At 68.2% G+C, this 16,117-nt stretch carries 17 protein-coding genes and 1 pseudogene; 4 read left to right on the top strand and 14 right to left on the bottom strand.

Annotated features, from left to right (window positions below):
- Nucleotides 1–16: 16 nt before the first annotated feature.
- Nucleotides 17–2,032, bottom strand: a complete 2,016-nt coding sequence (locus tag ACFO5K_RS07300) for a M13 family metallopeptidase (RefSeq protein WP_378557791.1) — start codon at nt 2,030–2,032, stop codon at nt 17–19.
- Between the two features lie 276 nt (nt 2,033–2,308).
- On the opposite strand from ACFO5K_RS07300, the gene ACFO5K_RS07295 reads away from it, so the two are divergent.
- A complete protein-coding gene (locus ACFO5K_RS07295; RefSeq protein ID WP_378557788.1) occupies nt 2,309–2,884 on the top strand; it encodes a hypothetical protein in 576 nt (191 codons plus the stop codon).
- A 136-nt stretch (nt 2,885–3,020) separates the two neighbouring features.
- On the opposite strand, the gene ACFO5K_RS07290 is transcribed toward ACFO5K_RS07295, so the two are convergent.
- Both ACFO5K_RS07290 and ACFO5K_RS07285 read right to left on the bottom strand, forming a co-directional pair.
- Nucleotides 3,021–3,386 carry a DUF397 domain-containing protein gene (locus ACFO5K_RS07290; protein ID WP_378557785.1) on the bottom strand — a complete coding sequence of 122 codons (366 nt, stop codon included), beginning with the start codon at nt 3,384–3,386 and terminating at the stop codon, nt 3,021–3,023.
- A gap of 10 nt (nt 3,387–3,396) precedes the next feature.
- Nucleotides 3,397–4,248 (bottom strand): helix-turn-helix domain-containing protein, encoded by an 852-nt coding sequence (locus tag ACFO5K_RS07285; protein WP_378557782.1) that lies wholly within the window; start codon nt 4,246–4,248, stop codon nt 3,397–3,399.
- A 124-nt stretch (nt 4,249–4,372) separates the two neighbouring features.
- Here ACFO5K_RS07285 and ACFO5K_RS07280 point away from each other — a divergent pair, with 124 nt between their 5' ends.
- On the top strand, nt 4,373–4,900 hold the full coding sequence (locus tag ACFO5K_RS07280) for a hypothetical protein (protein WP_378557778.1): 528 nt from the start codon (nt 4,373–4,375) through the stop codon (nt 4,898–4,900).
- 118 nt (nt 4,901–5,018) lie between these two features.
- On the opposite strand, the gene ACFO5K_RS07275 is transcribed toward ACFO5K_RS07280, so the two are convergent.
- Nucleotides 5,019–5,795, bottom strand: a complete 777-nt coding sequence (locus ACFO5K_RS07275) for a pirin family protein (protein WP_378557775.1) — start codon at nt 5,793–5,795, stop codon at nt 5,019–5,021.
- A 116-nt stretch (nt 5,796–5,911) separates the two neighbouring features.
- Here ACFO5K_RS07275 and ACFO5K_RS07270 point away from each other — a divergent pair, with 116 nt between their 5' ends.
- Nucleotides 5,912–7,228: an MFS transporter gene (locus ACFO5K_RS07270; protein WP_378558538.1), complete on the top strand. Its 1,317-nt coding sequence runs from the start codon at nt 5,912–5,914 to the stop codon at nt 7,226–7,228.
- On the opposite strand, the gene ACFO5K_RS07265 is transcribed toward ACFO5K_RS07270, so the two are convergent.
- The 9 genes and pseudogenes from ACFO5K_RS07265 to ACFO5K_RS07225 all read right to left on the bottom strand — a co-directional run bounded on the left by ACFO5K_RS07265 (nt 7,197) and on the right by ACFO5K_RS07225 (nt 13,421).
- Nucleotides 7,197–7,421: a hypothetical protein gene (locus tag ACFO5K_RS07265; protein ID WP_378557772.1), complete on the bottom strand. Its 225-nt coding sequence runs from the start codon at nt 7,419–7,421 to the stop codon at nt 7,197–7,199. The two genes, ACFO5K_RS07270 and ACFO5K_RS07265, sit on opposite strands and share 32 nt — an antisense overlap.
- 44 nt (nt 7,422–7,465) lie before the next feature.
- Nucleotides 7,466–8,323, bottom strand: a complete 858-nt coding sequence (locus ACFO5K_RS07260) for a 5-oxoprolinase subunit C family protein (RefSeq protein WP_378557765.1) — start codon at nt 8,321–8,323, stop codon at nt 7,466–7,468.
- Between the two features lie 53 nt (nt 8,324–8,376).
- Entirely contained in the window at nt 8,377–9,048 is a 672-nt protein-coding gene (locus tag ACFO5K_RS07255) for a 5-oxoprolinase subunit B family protein (RefSeq protein WP_378557762.1), read from the bottom strand.
- 14 nt (nt 9,049–9,062) lie between these two features.
- On the bottom strand, nt 9,063–9,818 hold the full coding sequence (locus tag ACFO5K_RS07250) for a LamB/YcsF family protein (RefSeq protein ID WP_378557759.1): 756 nt from the start codon (nt 9,816–9,818) through the stop codon (nt 9,063–9,065).
- A gap of 97 nt (nt 9,819–9,915) precedes the next feature.
- On the bottom strand, nt 9,916–10,635 hold the full coding sequence (locus ACFO5K_RS07245) for a TOBE domain-containing protein (RefSeq protein WP_378558535.1): 720 nt from the start codon (nt 10,633–10,635) through the stop codon (nt 9,916–9,918).
- Between the two features lie 179 nt (nt 10,636–10,814).
- Nucleotides 10,815–11,346: pseudogene (locus tag ACFO5K_RS07240) on the bottom strand (sulfate/molybdate ABC transporter ATP-binding protein); the annotation flags it as partial.
- Nucleotides 11,343–12,173, bottom strand: a complete 831-nt coding sequence (locus ACFO5K_RS07235) for an ABC transporter permease (protein WP_378557756.1) — start codon at nt 12,171–12,173, stop codon at nt 11,343–11,345. The gene ACFO5K_RS07235 and the pseudogene ACFO5K_RS07240, both read right to left, overlap by 4 nt.
- A gap of 106 nt (nt 12,174–12,279) precedes the next feature.
- Complete coding sequence (modA, locus tag ACFO5K_RS07230) at nt 12,280–13,023, bottom strand: molybdate ABC transporter substrate-binding protein (protein WP_378558532.1); 744 nt, start codon at nt 13,021–13,023, stop codon at nt 12,280–12,282.
- Complete coding sequence (locus ACFO5K_RS07225; RefSeq protein WP_378557753.1) at nt 13,023–13,421, bottom strand: TOBE domain-containing protein; 399 nt, start codon at nt 13,419–13,421, stop codon at nt 13,023–13,025. Before ACFO5K_RS07225 ends, modA begins: the two co-directional genes overlap by 1 nt.
- A 138-nt stretch (nt 13,422–13,559) precedes the next feature.
- Here ACFO5K_RS07225 and ACFO5K_RS07220 point away from each other — a divergent pair, with 138 nt between their 5' ends.
- Nucleotides 13,560–14,375, top strand: coding sequence for a hypothetical protein (locus tag ACFO5K_RS07220; protein ID WP_378557751.1), 816 nt, complete (start codon nt 13,560–13,562; stop codon nt 14,373–14,375).
- On the opposite strand, the gene ACFO5K_RS07215 is transcribed toward ACFO5K_RS07220, so the two are convergent.
- On the bottom strand, nt 14,376–15,842 hold the full coding sequence (locus tag ACFO5K_RS07215) for a CCA tRNA nucleotidyltransferase (protein WP_378557749.1): 1,467 nt from the start codon (nt 15,840–15,842) through the stop codon (nt 14,376–14,378).
- Nucleotides 15,843–16,117 lie beyond the last annotated feature (275 nt).

Here is a 16,117-nt window from a genome sequence, read left to right as displayed (position 1 = left end):
CCGGCAGGGTCTCGCATCACCAGATGGTGACGCGCTGCTCGGGCGCGAGGAACAACCGGTCGTCGGGCCGCACGTCGAAAGCCTCGTAGAAGCTGTCGATATTGCGGACCACCGCATTGCAGCGGAACTCCGGCGGGGAGTGCGGGTCGATGGCCAGTCGGCGGACGGCCTCCTCGGTGCGCGCCTTGGTGCGCCACACCTGCGCCCACCCGTAGAAGACGCGCTGCAGGCCGGTGAGCCCGTCGATGACCGGCGGCTCCGCACCGTCGAGGGAGATCTTGTAGGCGGCCAGCGCGATCGAAAGACCGCCCAGGTCACCGATGTTCTCGCCGATGGTGAACTCACCGTTGACGGTGTGCTCGTCGTCGAGGTCGGCGGGGGAGAGCACGTTGTACTGGTCGATCAGGGCCTTGGTGCGCTTGCCGAATTCGGCGCGGTCCTCGTCGGTCCACCAGTCCAGCATGTTGCCGTCGCCGTCGTACTTGGCGCCCTGGTCGTCGAAACCGTGGCCGATCTCATGGCCGATCACGGCGCCGATCCCACCGTAGTTGGCGGCGTCGTCGGCGTTCATGTCGAAGAACGGCGGCTGCAGAATCGCTGCGGGGAAAACGATTTCGTTCATGCCGGGGTTGTAGTAGGCGTTCACCGTCTGCGGGGTCATGAACCATTCGCCGCGATCCACCTCGCCACCCAGTTTGTCCAGGTCGCGGTCGTGTTCGGCGGCGTAACCACGGCGGTAGTTGCCCACCAGGTCGGCCGCGTCGATCTCGACGGCGGAGTAGTCGCGCCAGGTGTCGGGGTAGCCGATCTTGGGCGTGAACTTCTCCAGCTTGGTCAGCGCGGCCGCCCTGGTGTCGGCGCCCATCCACTCGAGCTCGGCGATATTGCGGCGGTAGGCCTCTTGCAGATTGGCCACCAGCTCCACCATGCGCGCCTTGGCTTCCGGCGGAAAGTGCCTGGCCACATACAGTTTGCCCACCGCTTCACCCAGCAGGTCCTGCACCAGGCCCACGCCACGCTTCCAGCGTTCCCTGATCTCCTGCGCGCCGGTGAGGGTGCGGCCGTAGAAATCGAAGTTCTCGGCGACGATATCCTCGGTGAGGAACGGGGCACGGGCGTGCAACACCTGCCAGGAGGCCCACAACTGCCAATCCGACTGTGGCACATCGGCCCATGCGCGCGCGAATGCACCGACAAACCCGGGCTGACGGATCACCAGTTCGTCGAACAATTCGGTACCCGCGCGTTCCACACCGCTCGCGGCAGCGTCAACCCAAGCCGCCCAATCGAATTCGGGATGTGCGGCGGCAAGCTGATCGAAAGTGGTGAGGTTGTAACTCTTTTCGGCATCACGACGCCGAACCACATCCCAATGTCCCGCGGCGAGCGTGCGTTCCAATTCGAAGATGCGCCGGGCCGCGTCCTCGGCGTCGGCGGGCAACAGACCGGCCAGTGCGGGATCGGCCGCGGCGATGGTGAACATCTTCGCGATATGCGCGCGATAAGCGTCGCGGATCTCACCGAATTCCTCGGACCGGTAATACGATTCGTCGGGCAGACCCAGACCCGATTGGGTGGCGTGCACAAGATAGCGGGTGGAGTTCTTGTCATCGGTGTCGACGTAATAGGCCAGCGCTCCGCGCACACCGGTGCGCTGCAGCCGGCCGAGCAGCGCGGCGAACGCGCTCGCATCGGTGACCTCGGCGATCTCGCGCAGCTCATCGGCCACCGGGGCGAGCCCGGCCGCGGCCACCACATCGGTGTTCATGAAGCTGGAGAACAGGTCACCGATCTTGCGTGCGTCGGCGTCATCGGCCGCACCGGCGGCACTGTCGGTGATGATCGCCTGCACATCGAGCTCGGCCTGGTCGTACAACGTCCGGAACGCACCGTCGACCGCCCGATCGGCCGGAATCTCGTATTCGGCCAACCACCGCCCGTTGACGTGCGCGAACAGATCGTCCTGCACCCGTACATCCTGATCACGGAAGGACAGGTCGATACCGGAAGGAGCGCTCAGATCGGAAGTCACGCGTCCCAGTATGCCGAATCCTGGGCCACAGCACCTGCCACGCGCCCCACCTGATCGACACCGAGGTCAGCCTCGGCCTGCTCCGTCACGAACGCAAACAACTGGTCGACTCGACGTCGTCCTGCTCACCGGCGACGCCAAGCTGAGCCGAGCACCCGGCCTTCCGTGCCGCGTCGAACTGATCGACTGATTTCGCCCGGTGGCCTGCTCGATGACCGAGGTACCGGAGGCTGCTCAGATTTAGTAGTGCACCGGCGGATCGCCGAATATGTACGGGTGGATCTGGATGAAGTCGGTAGCCGTGTCGAGGAACTCGCGACACGATTCGGGGTGGATGCAGCGCCTGTCGAAGCCGGAGACGTGCCGACGTGGTGGCTGGACGGGGTGCGACCGAAGGCTCGAAACCAGCAGCCGGTTCTTGTCATCGGTCCGGTTTTCGAATCGCTTCCGCCGGGGGAGCAGGAGGGTGCGCTCGCCGAAGGGCTGCTGGTGCTGCACTACTCCGAGCGGGAGAAGTACAAGCTCCTGCTCTCCTTGCTGGTCTTGGCCGCGGCCCCAGCCCTGCTCATCACAGCCGCGAAGAAGCTGGGAGTTCTGCCCGACCTGCCCGGGTGGCAGTGGGCCGCGGTGAGCGTGCTCATCTTCGCCGTTGGCACCTGTGCCGCCACCTGCCTGTGGAACCGGAGCATCATCCCGCTCCTCGATCGCCGGATGACAGAAGTCCTCGGCTGGGAAACGACGGCCTCGATGATCGACCTCAGTGAGCGCGCCAGAGCCGCGGCACCGGACCTCGTGGGGGTGTACGTGCGGCTGACAGTGCCGAGTAAGAAGCGGCGACTGCGTCGGCTGTAGCCCGGCCGACTTCAGCTGGACATGTCCGGCATCCGCGATCAGTTCGCTGCCGTGGCATCGGCGATCGAGTATGGGCGTCGATCACTGGCGCGGACTGCCCGGTCACCGACGGACACGCACAAGGGTGGGACGGCGGCTAGGCGCAGGCGAACTCGTTGTCGTGGGCGCCGGCGGTGAAGGCTTCCCATTCGGCTGGGGTGAAGTGGAGGGTGACGTCTTCGTGGCGGAGGGTGGCCGCGCCGTCGGGGGTGACGTCGGCGATCAGGGTGGGGTGGGGGCTGTTGGTCAGCAGGCAGCGCAGGAAGGCGGTCCACTGGGTGCTGTCGACGGTGATGATGGGCTCGTCGAGGCCGGTGTTCATCGGGTTGCGCCGGAATTTGCTGTCGCGTATCTGGACGACGTCACCATCGAAGCGAACCTCGACACATTGGTTGCCGTTATTGGAGCGTGACGAGGTGAACCAGCCGTGTTCGGCCGGGCGGCGGCGAGCGGTGGTGGACATACCCCGAATCTTACACGCTCACATAGTCGCTGATCAGGGCGAGAGATTCGCTGCGCGAAAGGGATTGCTCGCGGGCGCGCAGATAGGCGAACCCCAGATCGCGCACCTGCTCGGCATCGTCGACCGGACCACCGAACACCGCGCTCTCAGCCCACGCGAAGGTAGGTAGCTGGTCGCTTGCGAAGTCGAGCAGATGGAAGCTGGAACCGCCGAGGACCGCACCTTTGGGCGCGGTGAACGGGATGACGCGCACATCCACGGTGTCGAGTTCGCGCATCAACTCCACCAGGTGGCGCAACTGCTCGCGCAGGACTTCGGGGCCCCCGGTCTGCTGACGCAGGGTGGCTTCACCGAGCACGGCGGTGAGTTCGAGCGGTTCGGCATCGCGTAGTCGCTGCTGCCTGCGCAGCCGGATCGCCACCAGCTGGTCTACCTGCACCGGCCGGATCATCACATCGGCGCTGATCAGCGCCCGAGCATAGGCTTCGGTCTGGAGCAGGCCCGGCACGATCAGGCTGTCGTAGCTGCGGATGCTCTGCGCGCCGGCTTCCATGCCGTACAGGCGTTGCAATTCGGGCCCGATCAGGGCCGCGGAAGTCGACCACCAGCTGCGCTGTTTGCTGGCCTCGAGCAGGGCGAGCAGTTCGCGGCGTTCGTCGGCGGTGACGTCGAGGACGTCGAGAACCGGCTCGATGGTGGTGCGGGTGAGCACTCGCCTGCCCTTCTCCACATGCGACCAGTTGGCCGGGGTGAACCCGACCCGCCGCGCGAAACCGGCCGAGTCGTGGCCGCGCTGTTCACGGAGTTCGCGCAGACGCAGGACCAGTTCCCAGCGCGCCGTGGTCGGCGAAACGGGTGCCATGCGGAAAGATAGTACGCCGATCGACACGCCAGCTACTGACTATTGTCAGCCCGGTTGTGCGGCATTAGGCTATTGGCGAACCCCCAGCTACATCGAGTCCAGCGTCGACGGAGACGAGGTCGTGATGAGCACGTCGCGAACTGATGACAAAGGCGGGTATACCGCGGCCGAGGAGTACTCGGCCAACCGAGACGCGCTCGCGCGCTGTCGGCACTATCGCAAGCACAACGGGCTCTACGGTGTTGTCGATTCGGCTCTGGGGCGGATCGTGTTGGAAATCGGTGCGGTCGGGGCGGTGGTGATGCCTTCGACGCTGGGCGAACGGGTACTCGGCACCTTGATCAGCCGAGGTCAACGCTGCGGTCCGATCATCGCCCATCCCAGGTCCGGCCGATGGACCTTCCTCACCGGGCCCACCGACAATTCCTATCTCGACACCGTGCTGTTCGCCGAGTTGTTCCGGGTGTGCGCGTCTGTCGCGCTGCCGGGCAGCGACATCGTGCTGCCGTCTCCGGCCGATGAGCGCAGCGGCTACCGCACCTGGCTGCAACCCCCCGACGGCGACTTCCGCCCCGACTTCGCGCAGATCGTCGCCGCCACCCGCGCCAACATCCGATCCAGCACCCTCATCCGCGAACCCGGCTCAGCGTAAAAGCCGTTCGCGGCCCGCCTCGATCTGGACTGACCAGAGGGTGCGACGAAGGAGTACCCGCCGGGAGGGAAGATCGAGGCCCGCCGGGGCCGCGAACACGCGGCACCAGCCGCCAGTATCACTGCCCGAGGCGGGCGTGCATTTCCCAGATCAGCACTTCGGCCTCGCCGTGGGGGCGCACCCGCTGGCCACCGGAGCGGGTGAGCCGGGCCGCGTCACCCTGGGACATGGTGCCGACCCCTTCCACGTCGATCTCCCCGCGAGCGACGAAAACGTGCAGGTAGGGCGCGTCGGGGAGAGTGAATCCGGGGTTGTCGGCCGACATTCGGGCGACGTGCAGGGCCGCGTGCGAGGAGTTGATCGCGATGGCGGTGCGGTCGCGGTAGCGCGGTAGTCCGGAGGCCACCGTCACCAGTTCGCCGCGGGCGAGTTCGTCGTCGATTTCGAGTTGCTGGTAGCCGGGGTCCACGCCCGGTTCGTCGGGCACCACCCACATCTGGACGAAGTGCACCGGTTCGTCGTGTTCGGGCAGTGTGCCGTCCAGGCGCCAGGAGTCGTTCTTCTCCGAGTGCAGGATGCCGGTGCCCGCGCTCATCCGCTGGGCCAGGCCGGGGTAGATCACGCCGCTGTGCCCGAGCGAGTCCTGGTGCACCAGGCTGCCGCCGAGCACCCAGGTGACGATCTCCATGTCGCGGTGCGGGTGGGTGTCGAAACCCTCGCCGGGCAGCACCACATCCTCGTTGTTCACCAGCAGCAACCCGTGGTGGGTGTTGTCGGGGTCGTAGTGCTCGCCGAAGGAGAACGAATGCTTGGAGTCGAGCCAGGAGATGCGTGTCTTGGCTCGGTCACCGCCGCGATGCAGTTCGATCCGCGGGGTCGTCATCGATGTGGACATGATGCTCCTCCTGCTCTACACCCGTACCGCCAACTCAATTCTGGCACCACTATCCTCACGAGGTGTCGACTGATCGCGCTGACTGCTCGAATCCGGCGGATGAGCGGGCGATTTCGATGCGCCATCTGCTGCGGGAATCCCGGACGGTATTCCGCCGCAATCCGCGGATGCCGCGCCTGGGTCTGCTGCGGCTGACCGCCCAGTTCGGCGACGGCATGTTCCAGGCGGCCCTGTCGGGTGCGATCCTGTTCAATCCGGAACGCGAGACCGATCCGCTCGCGATCGCGGCGGGTTTCGCGGTGCTGCTGCTGCCGTATTCGGTGCTCGGACCCTATGCGGGCGCGCTGCTGGACCGGTGGGATCGGCGTGGGGTACTGCTGATCGCGAGCGTGGCGCGGGCGGTGCTGATCGGCGTGGCCGCGGTGGCGTTGTTCGGTGGCGTACCGGAGAGCGTGCTGCTCGTGCTGGCGCTGGCGGTGGTGGGGATCAGCCGGTTCGTGCTGGCCGGGGTGTCGGCGGCGTTGCCGCGGGTGCTCGAACGGCGCTGGCTGGTGCCGATGAACTCGGTGCTGGCCACGGTCGCTTCGGCCTGTGCGGGAGTGGGCGCGACGACATCGGTGGCGGTGATCGCGGTACTCGGGGCCGGTGATTCCGCGTCGGCGGTGGCGGTGGCGCTCAGCGGGATCGGCTCGCTGGTGGGGGCGGTGCTGGCCTACGGCTTCCGGCCGCGGGTACTCGGCCCGGAACGTGGTTCGAAGAGTTCGGCGAGCACGGTGCGCGCCATCGCGACCGGCCTGCGTACCGGAGCGAGCGCGGTGTGGCATGCGGTGCAGGTGACGACGGCGATGATCGGCATCGGCGCGCATCGCATCGTGTTCGGGATGAACACACTGATCATGGTGCTGGTGTTGCGTCAGCCCGCGGGCGAGACGCAGATGAGCGGCGGACTGGTCGGCTTCGGGGTGGCGATCGTCGCGGCCGCGGCGGGCATGCTGGTGGCCGCGATCCTGGCGCCGGTGCTGATTCCCCGGCTCGGCAGGCCACGCACGGTGCTGGTGGGCCTGGTGACAGCGGTCATCGTGCAGCTCACCTTGGTGACCCCGACCGCGCTGGCCTCCTCGGAGGCGGCGACCGAGCAGGCGCACCGGCTGCTGCTGATCGGCGCGTTCGGACTGGGCTTGGCCGGCCAGGTGATCAAGCTGACCGGCGACGCGAGCATGCAGATCGACATCGACGACGACCGGCGCGGCCAGGTGTTCGCCCTGCAGGACACGGTTTTCAACATCACTTTCGTGCTCGCGATCGCGTTGACGGCGCTGGTGATTCCGGCCGACGGCCGGGCGCTGGGCGTGGTGCTGGCCGGGGCCGGGGTGTACGCGCTGGGCATCGTGGCGATCGCGCTCAATTCTCGCCGAGCCAGGGCGGGCGGCTGAGCTGCGATTCCTGCGCCAGCACAACACGATGGTCCACCGCGGCGAGCGGAATGTCGGGCAGTAGCGCGTCGTCGAAGCTGGTGTCGGCGTCGAAATCGAGCCACAGGGTGTCGGCGCTGTCGGCCAGTGCCTGGTCCGGCCAGTACTGGCCGAGCGGGTCGCCGATTCCGAGGACGTACTCGATTTCGTTCACAACCTGATTGGACGCGCGCCGGGAGCATTCGGTTCCGTGCTTGTTCACCGGTCGGGCACGAACCGCAACCGCCCACCCGGGCGGGCCTGGGCGACCTGGTCCACATCGGCGTCGAGTACCACCGCGATCACCGGATAGCCGCCGGTGATCGGGTGGTCGGCGAGGAACACCACCGGCCGGCCACTCGGCGGCACCTGCACCGACCCCAGCGCCATCCCTTCCGCGGGCAGCTCACCAGCGATCGAACGAACCAGTGGGGCGCCTTCGCCGCGATCCAGGCGCGCCCCGACGCGGTCGGTGTCGGCCGAGACCAGCCAGGAACCACGGAACAGCTCGTCGGGGTCGGTGAACCAGTCGGCGCGCGGGCCGGGTCGCGCGCGCACGGTGAGCACCTCCGGCGGCACCGGGACCGGCGCGAATTCGACGGTGGGCAGCGTGCGCGGTGACCGACCGACCCGCAGGTGCGTGCCGGCGCGCAGCGGTTCGGGGCCGATCCCGGAAAGGGTGTCGTAACTGCGGGAACCGAGCACCTTGGGTACGTCGATACCGCCGCGCACGGCCACGTAGCTGCGTAGACCGGCAGTCGTCATGCCCAGGCGCAGAACTCGTCCCTCGTCGAGCTCGAGTACACCGGCGTGCCCGACGGGGGTGTGGTCGACCGTGGCCGGGGCGGGCGCGCCGGTGACCGCGACCGTCAGGTGCGCGTCGGCGCGCAGCACGAGTCCGCCGAGCAGTACCTCGATTCCCGCATGGTCTTCCGGATTGCCGACCAGCCGGTTCGCCAGCCGCAGCGCCGCGCGGTCGGCCGCGCCCGCCTGGCCGACGCCGGAATCGAACCACCCGGGCCTGCCCAGGTCCTGGATCGTCGCGAACGGCCCCACCCGTTCGATGAAGATCACCATGCGATCACTCCCCGATTCGCTGTCGAGGCGGCGCACCGTTGAGCAGCCCTGGCTTATTCCTCGCTGTCGACGAACCGAATCGCCGAACCCGCACGTACCAGCGCGGGTGGATCGCGGTCGACCACCCACATCCGCAGATCGGTACTCCCGATGAGCTGCCAGCCACCCGGCGTACCACGCGGATACACCGCGGAGTACCCACCGGCCAGCGCCACCGCACCCGGTGGGATGGCGGTGCGAGCCTGAGCGCGGCGCGGCACCGTGAGCCGGCCGTCGGGCGAGACCAGATAGCCGAAACCAGGGGCGAACCCGACGAACGCGCACCGCCAGACGGTGCCGGTGTGCGCCGCGATCACCTCGGTGACCGACAGGTCGAGCAGACGGGCCACTTCGGGCAGGTCGGTGCCGTCGTAGCGGACCGGAATCTCCACCACCTCGTCGGGCTCGGCTGTTCCACGGGAAACATCGGGCGAATCCGGCTGCGGTGACTCGTGCTCGAGCCGGTCGAGCAGTGCGACGAGTTCGCGGCGCACCTGCACGCCGTAGTGCACCGAATGCATGGTCACCAGCACGGTTTCCGCGGCGGGCAGCACGTCCTGCACCCCGGCGATGGCGTGCACACGCAAGGCCGAGGCCAGCCGCTGCACCGGGCGCGGGTCGTCGAGGGTGATGAGCACGGCGCGATCACCCGCGGGCCTGATCCGCGCGTTCCAGTCGGTTTCCATGCAGCCTCCCGCCCTCAGCCGAACGGCTCGACCGGTACACCGGCCTCGCCCAACGCCCCCCTGATCCGGCGAGCCATCTCCACAGCCGCCGGTGAGTCACCGTGGACGCACACGCTGGCCACGGACACGGCGACCGTTCCCGGACCGTCCACGGTACGCGCGGTCCCCGACAGCGCAAGGGCCACAGCTTGGCTCACCGCGTCATCGGGGGACAGCACCGCACCGGCAACTCCGCGCGGCGCCAAGGTGCCCCCGGCGGTATAGGCGCGATCGGCGAAGCCCTCGCCCACGAAACGCACGTTCACCCGCCGCGCGGCGCGTTCGAGTTCGGTACCCGCCGGGCCGAGCAGCGCCAGCCCCGGCTCGGCCTCGGCCACCGCGGTGAGCACGGCATCGGCGAGCAGGCGGTCGCGCGCCGCGGCGTGATACAGCGCGCCGTGCGGTTTGACGTAGCGCACCCGGTCGCCCGCGGCGCGCGCGAACGCCGCCAGCGCACCGATCTGATACAGCACCTCGTCGCGCAATTCCGCCGGGGCGATGGCGATGTCGCGACGACCGAAACCGACCAGATCGCGGTAACCCACGTGCGCGCCGATGCGCACGCCCTTGGCCACCGCCAGCTCACAGGTGCGGCGCATGATCACCGGGTCGCCCGCGTGGAAACCACACGCGATATTGGCACTGGTGACGATGTCGAGCATGGCGGCGTCGTCGCCCATCCGCCATGGGCCGAAGCCTTCGCCCAGATCACTGTTCAGGTCCAGCGGCATGCGATGCCCTCCGGTATTCGCGCGTCACGCCAGGTGGGGTACCCCGGTGAATCGAGCATGAACGACCCGGCGCGCCCACCCGTCACCGGGGCGTGGTTCAGCAGGCGTAGACCCGCACCTCTGTCGCCTTGACCGCGAAGAACACCCGAGCGCCGACGGTGAGGTCGAGCTGGGTGACCGCGGCCGGGGTGAGATCGGCGCACAGACCGGGAGCTCGCGGTGCGTCGGCGCGCACCCGCACGATGCCGCCGCGATCGGTGATCTCGGTGACGTCGACGGTGAAGACGTTGCGGGGGCTGCCGCCCGGGGGTTCGGTGAACACCGCGACCGCGGCGGGGGAGAAGACCGCGGCGGCACGGGCTCCCGGGGTGAAATCGCCTACGACGCGGCCGTCTACGGTCAGTTCGGTGACGGGATCCGGTTCCTGGGCACCTCCCGCGCCGACCGATACGGTGCCGAGCTTCGGCACTTCACCACTCTCCGGGCGAAACTCCCGCCCCGCCTCGGCGTCTGGGCGCCCGGTAGCGCCGGTGAGCCGAGGTGTGTCCGCGACGGATTGCTGACCATCGGGGTGATCGCCCACCTCCGCAGCGCCTGCGAATCGATCCGAACCTGCCACCGACTGATCACCATCGGCCAGGTAGACATCCGTCAGCGCGGCAGCACCAGTGGATGGGTCCACGTCTGATTCGTCGAGGAAATCGTGCTCCGTCCGGGCCGATCTCGCATGTGTGGTCGACGCCAGGTCGACGCCGGTGCCGTGCAGCAGGTTCAGGCCGGCGATTCGGGCGGCGAAGGGGCTGCGGGGGTGAGTCATCACCTCCGATACCGGACCGGACTCGACCACGCGGCCGGACTCGAGGACGACCAGGCGGTCGGCCAGGGTGATGGCGTCGATGATGTCGTGGGTGACCAGGATCGCGCAGCGGGGATGGGCGCGGCCGGGTTCGTCGCGCAGGACGCGGCGCAGGAGCGACCGCATGGCGGGGGCCACGTCGACGTCGAGGGCCGACATGGGCTCGTCGAGCAACAGCAGGTCGGGGTCGACGGCGAGGGCGCGGGCCAGCGCCACCCGTTGGGCTTGGCCGCCCGACAGCGAGCCCGGGTGGCGGTCGGTGAGGGCGGTGGCTTCGACGGCGGTGAGCCAGTCGGTGGCCGTCGCCGCAGCCCGGCGTTTGTTCATGCCGCGACTGCGTGGACCGAACGCCACGTTCTGGGCGACGCTGAGGTGCGGGAACAGCAGCGGGTCCTGCGCCAGCAGGGATACACCGCGCCGATGGGCGGGCAACGCGATATTTCTCGCGGTGTCGGTGAGGGTTCGGCCGCCCAGGCGCACGGAACCCTCATCGGGGACGGTCAGGCCCGCGATCACCTGCAACAGACTCGATTTGCCTGCACCGTTGGGGCCGAGGACGGCGAGAACCTCGCCGGGGGCCACCTCGATGTGCACGTCCAGATCACGCGCCGCGATACGCGCCGACACCACCAGCCCCCGTGGGGATTGCCCGTCCGGTGCCGCGCCGGTCACCGCGTGCCCCCGCTCACCTGGGCGCGCCCGGCACTGCGGAGTTGGGTGCCGGGGATGGGACTGGTTCGGCGGTAGGCGAGCAACACGATGAGGGCGGCGACGACGATCAGGACGACCGAGAGGGCGACGGCGGCGTCGGGGTCGGCTTCGCGCTGCAAGTAGATCTCCAAGGGGAGGGTGCGGGTGCGGCCCTGGAGGCTGCCCGCGAAAGTGAGGGTGGCACCGAACTCGCCGAGGGCGCGGGCGAAAGCCAGCACGGCGCCGGAGATCAGGGCGGGTCGCAACAGCGGTAGGGAGATGCGCCACCAGACCGTGCTGGGGCTCGCGCCGAGGGTGGCTGCGATCTGTTCGTAGCGGCTGCCCGCGGTGCGCAAGGCGCCCTCGAGGGTGAGGACCAGAAAGGGTAGTGCGACAAAGGTTTGCGCGAGCACCACCGCGGTAGTGCTGAAGGCGATCTGAATGCCCGCCGCTTCCAGATGTTGGCCGAGTAGTCCGCGTCTGCCGAAGGTGTACAGCAGGGCGATGCCCCCGACTACCGGCGGTAAAACCAAGGGCAGCAACACAAGTGCCCGCAACAGCGGGAGACCTCGCCACCGCGCTCTGGCGAGTACCGCGGCCATCGGTACGCCGAAGAGCAGACACAGAACCGTACTGGCCGAGGCTGTTCGCAAGCTCAACCACAGTGCGTCCCTGGATGCTTCGGTGGTGACGAGCTCGATGAACCGGTTCCACTCGACTCCCCAGGCCAGTGCACTCAACGGCACCACCACCAGCGCGAAACCGATGACGGCCGGCAGTAGCAGCCAGCGTGGCAATCCGGCGCTCACGTGGCAGCACCGCTGTGGAACACCGACCCGACAGGGACCCTACGGTCCGCCCCTGGACGGCGAGTCCCGCGTCCAACACACGGAAGCCCAACCGCAGCATGCTGATTCATGGCGCGCCGAATCCCGCTGCGGTGAGCGCCGCGCGTCCGGCCGGGCCGGTGACGAACTCGGCGAACTTCTCCGCCGCCGCCGCTTGCTCCGAATCGCGTAGCACCCCGATCGGATACGTGTTCACAGCCGCTGTGGCCTCGGGTATCGACAAGGTGGCGACATTCGCGTCGGCGGCATCGGTGACGTACACCAGCCCCGCATCCGCTTGTCCGGAGGTCACTTTGGTGAGTACATCGGTGACCGAGGATTCCTCGCTCACCGGTCGCAGGATGACATCGGCGGCCGCGGCCACCTGCTGCGTGGCCCGTCCACACGGTACTCGCGGCGCACACACGACCACGGTGAGTCCGTCGCGCGACAGATCACCGAAGCTGTTGATCCCCTTCGGGTTACCCGGTTCGGTGATCACCGTGAGCACGTTGGTGGCGAACGGTGCCGACGTGGCGATCCGGCCGTCTCGCACCACCTTGTCCATGGTCGGCCGGTCCGCGGCGGCGAACACATCGGCGGGCGCACCGGCAAGCAGTTGTGCTGCCAGATCGGAAGACCCCGCAAACGAGAACTGCACGTCCACACCAGGATTGGCGGTCTCGAACTCCGGCTCCAGCGTGGCGAAGACATGCTGCAACGAGGCGGCCGCGAACACGGTGAGCGTAGAAGACCCTGTGTCGGAGTCGTTCTGGCCGCCGCAGGCGGTGACAGCCATCAGCGTCGCGGCGGCGAGCGCGAGCCGGCGCATCATCCGGCGGCCCGTTCGACCACGACGGTCGTCGCCTTCACGCTCGCCAGAGCCACGCTGCCCGGTTCGAGCCCCAGCTCACGCACCGATTCACTGCTCATCAGCGAGACCACTGTGAACGGACCGCACTGCATCTCCACCTGCGCCATCACCTTGTCGGCCACCACGCGGGTGACCAGGCCGGGGAATCGGTTGCGGGCCGAGCTGGCGCTGCCGACCCGGGTTTGCGGGGTGCGGGCCTGGTCGACGGCCAGGGTCGCGAGTTCGCGCCCGTCGATCACCAGCCTGCCCGCGGTGTCCTTGGTGGCCGCCAGCGCGCCGGTGTCGATCCACCGGCGGACGGTGTCGTCGCTGACGCCGAGGAGGTCGGCGGCTTCTTTGATCCGTAGTTTCGCCACACCTTCAGCCTAGTTCCGCACAAGCGGTTGTAAATAGCTACATTCTCCGCATTATCGGAGTTCCCAGGCGCAGATGGGCACACAACACGCCGTCGAGCATGGCCGACGACGCCCCGGGCAAGTACTCTCGGACCAATCATGGCCACGTATTTCGATCCGAAGTCCTGGTCACTGTCGGGCGCTGTCGACCTGGGCAAACGCCTGCTCGACCCGTCATGGATCGACCAGTGGCTCGGCTTCACCACGTCCTGGGCCGACCCCGTCGCCGACCTCGGCTCCGGCACCGTCACCGCGCTCATGCCCGATGTGCTGATGACCGTGCTCAGCGAGGGCATCCTCAGCCGCTTCGGTGGCCAGGAAGTCGACGCCACCCTGCTCGGACACGACCTCACCGCCACCCTCGACACGTTCAAACTCCGCAGGCGCGGCGCCCACTTCCAGAGCAAGACAGTGCTGTCGGACCTGGTGTGGGACTCGCACCCGATCGAGACGGTCACGGTGATCGCCCACGGCGTGCGGATGATCCCCGGCGTGCCGACCAAGGTCCGGGTGCAGCAACTCGACATCGAAGGCACCATCGGCATCGGCGCGCTCGTCGACTGGGTGGACGCGCAGAACCTGGACTGGCGGGTGGGTCTCGACGAACGCGGCCGCATCCTCGCCACCCACCGCACCCGCAAGATGAGCGCCGTCGTCGACGCGCAGGTCTACGACAACCTGCTCACCATCGATATCCGCCGCGCCAGCTGGTACGGCATCCGCCTGCCCCGCCGGGCCGTGCAGGCACCCGCGCTGCTGCTCGACGACCTGCCAAACCGGGCGAGCATCTCCTACGCGCACCGCCGCGGCGACAAGGTGCGGTTCCGGATAGAGCTGCCCGGCATCACCGGTTCGTTCGACCTCACCCAGATCCGCGACGCGATCATCGCGGGCACCACCCTGATCGTGTTCTGATCAGGAGTTCTGCGTGGCCCACCAGTCACGCAGGGCAGCCTCGGCCTCCTCGCGCGTCATCGGACCGCGGTCCAGCCGCAGGTCCTTGAGGTACTTCCATGCCTTGCCCACCTGCGGCCCCGGCGGCAGACCGAGTAGTTCCATGATCGCGTTGCCGTCCAGATCGGGCCGCACCCGGGCCAGGTCCTCCTGCTCACGCAGGGCCGCGATGCGCTGTTCGAGCTCGTCGTAGGTGCCGCGCAAAGCCGCCGCACGACGCTTGTTGCGGGTGGTGCAGTCGGCGCGGACCAGTTTGTGCAGGCGATCGAGCAGATCGTCAGCGTCGGTGACGTAGCGGCGCACCGCCGAATCCGTCCACTGCCCCTTGCCGTAACCGTGGAAGCGCAGGTGCAGAAACACCAGGCGCGCGACATCTTCGGTGAACGCCTTCGGATACTTCAACGCGCGCATCCGCTTGCGCACCATCTTCGCGCCCACCACCTCGTGGTGGTGGAAACTCACCCCGCCGCCCGGCTCGTTGCGCTTGGTGTCGGGCTTGCCGATGTCGTGCAGCAGCGCCGCCCAGCGCAACACCAGGTCGGGGTCGCCGTCCTCCTGGTCGATCGCCTGCGACAGCACCGTCAGCGAATGCTGGTACACGTCCTTGTGCTGGTGGTGCTCGTCGATCTCGAGCTTCATCGTCGGCACCTCGGGCAGCACCCGCTGGGCCAGACCGGTGTCGCACATCAGGTTGATGCCGTCGATCGGGTGCAACCCGCCGATCAGCTTGTCCAGCTCGGTGCGTACCCGCTCGGCGGTGATCCGGTCGATCTGCTCGGCCATCTCCACGATCGCCGCCCGCACCCGCGGCGCCACGTCGAAACCGAGCTGGGCGACGAAACGGGCAGCGCGCAGCATGCGCAGCGGATCGTCGTCGAACGAGTCCTGCGGTGCCGCAGGAGTATCCAGGATCCCGTCGAGCAGAGCATCCAGACCGTTGAGCGGGTCGACGAACTCGAGCGAACCGTCGGCGGCGATCTTCACCGCCATCGCGTTCACCGTGAAATCACGGCGCACCAGGTCGCCCTCGAGAGTGTCGCCGAAAGTCACCTCGGGGTTGCGCGAAACCCGGTCGTAGCTGTCGGCCCGGAACGTGGTGATCTCGAGCTGCTGATCAGCCTTGGCCGCACTCACCGTGCCGAACGCCAGCCCACCGGTGTCCCACAGATGGTCGGCCCACCCGCGCAGCATCTCCTGTACGACCTCGGGCCGCGCATCGGTGGTGAAGTCCAGATCGTTGCCCAACCGCCCGAGCACCGCGTCGCGCACACTGCCCCCCACGAGGTACAGCGAATGCCCCCGCTCGGCGAACATCGCCCCCAACGGCTCCAGAACGTCGGACAACTGCCCCAATGTCACCGCCGCCCCCGCCAGCAGTCGAGCACGGCGATCCGCGACAGCGTCCGGGACAACGTTAGGAGAAACCACGAACACAAAGCTTACTGACCACGTCGAGTCGATTCCCCGCCCTCCCGGTCCGCCCACGACAGCGCCCGCCATCTACCGCATGCCCAGCCAACCCAGCACCCTCCGAGCACGCCACCCACCGCGGTCCCAACCGCACACCACACCCCACGTCAGCCACCTCCCACATCCCCGGCCGACCCACCACACCCCAGGCCCGCCACCTCCCACATCCCCAGCCGACCCACCACACCCCAGGCCCGCCACCTCCCACATCCCCAGCCGACCCACCACACCCC

The organism is Nocardia halotolerans, from assembly GCF_042650145.1.
In the GTDB taxonomy this organism is placed as follows: Bacteria; Actinomycetota; Actinomycetes; order Mycobacteriales; family Mycobacteriaceae; genus Nocardia; species Nocardia halotolerans.
Note: the sequence above shows the minus strand (reverse complement) of the source record. Positions and strands in the feature narration are given on the sequence as shown.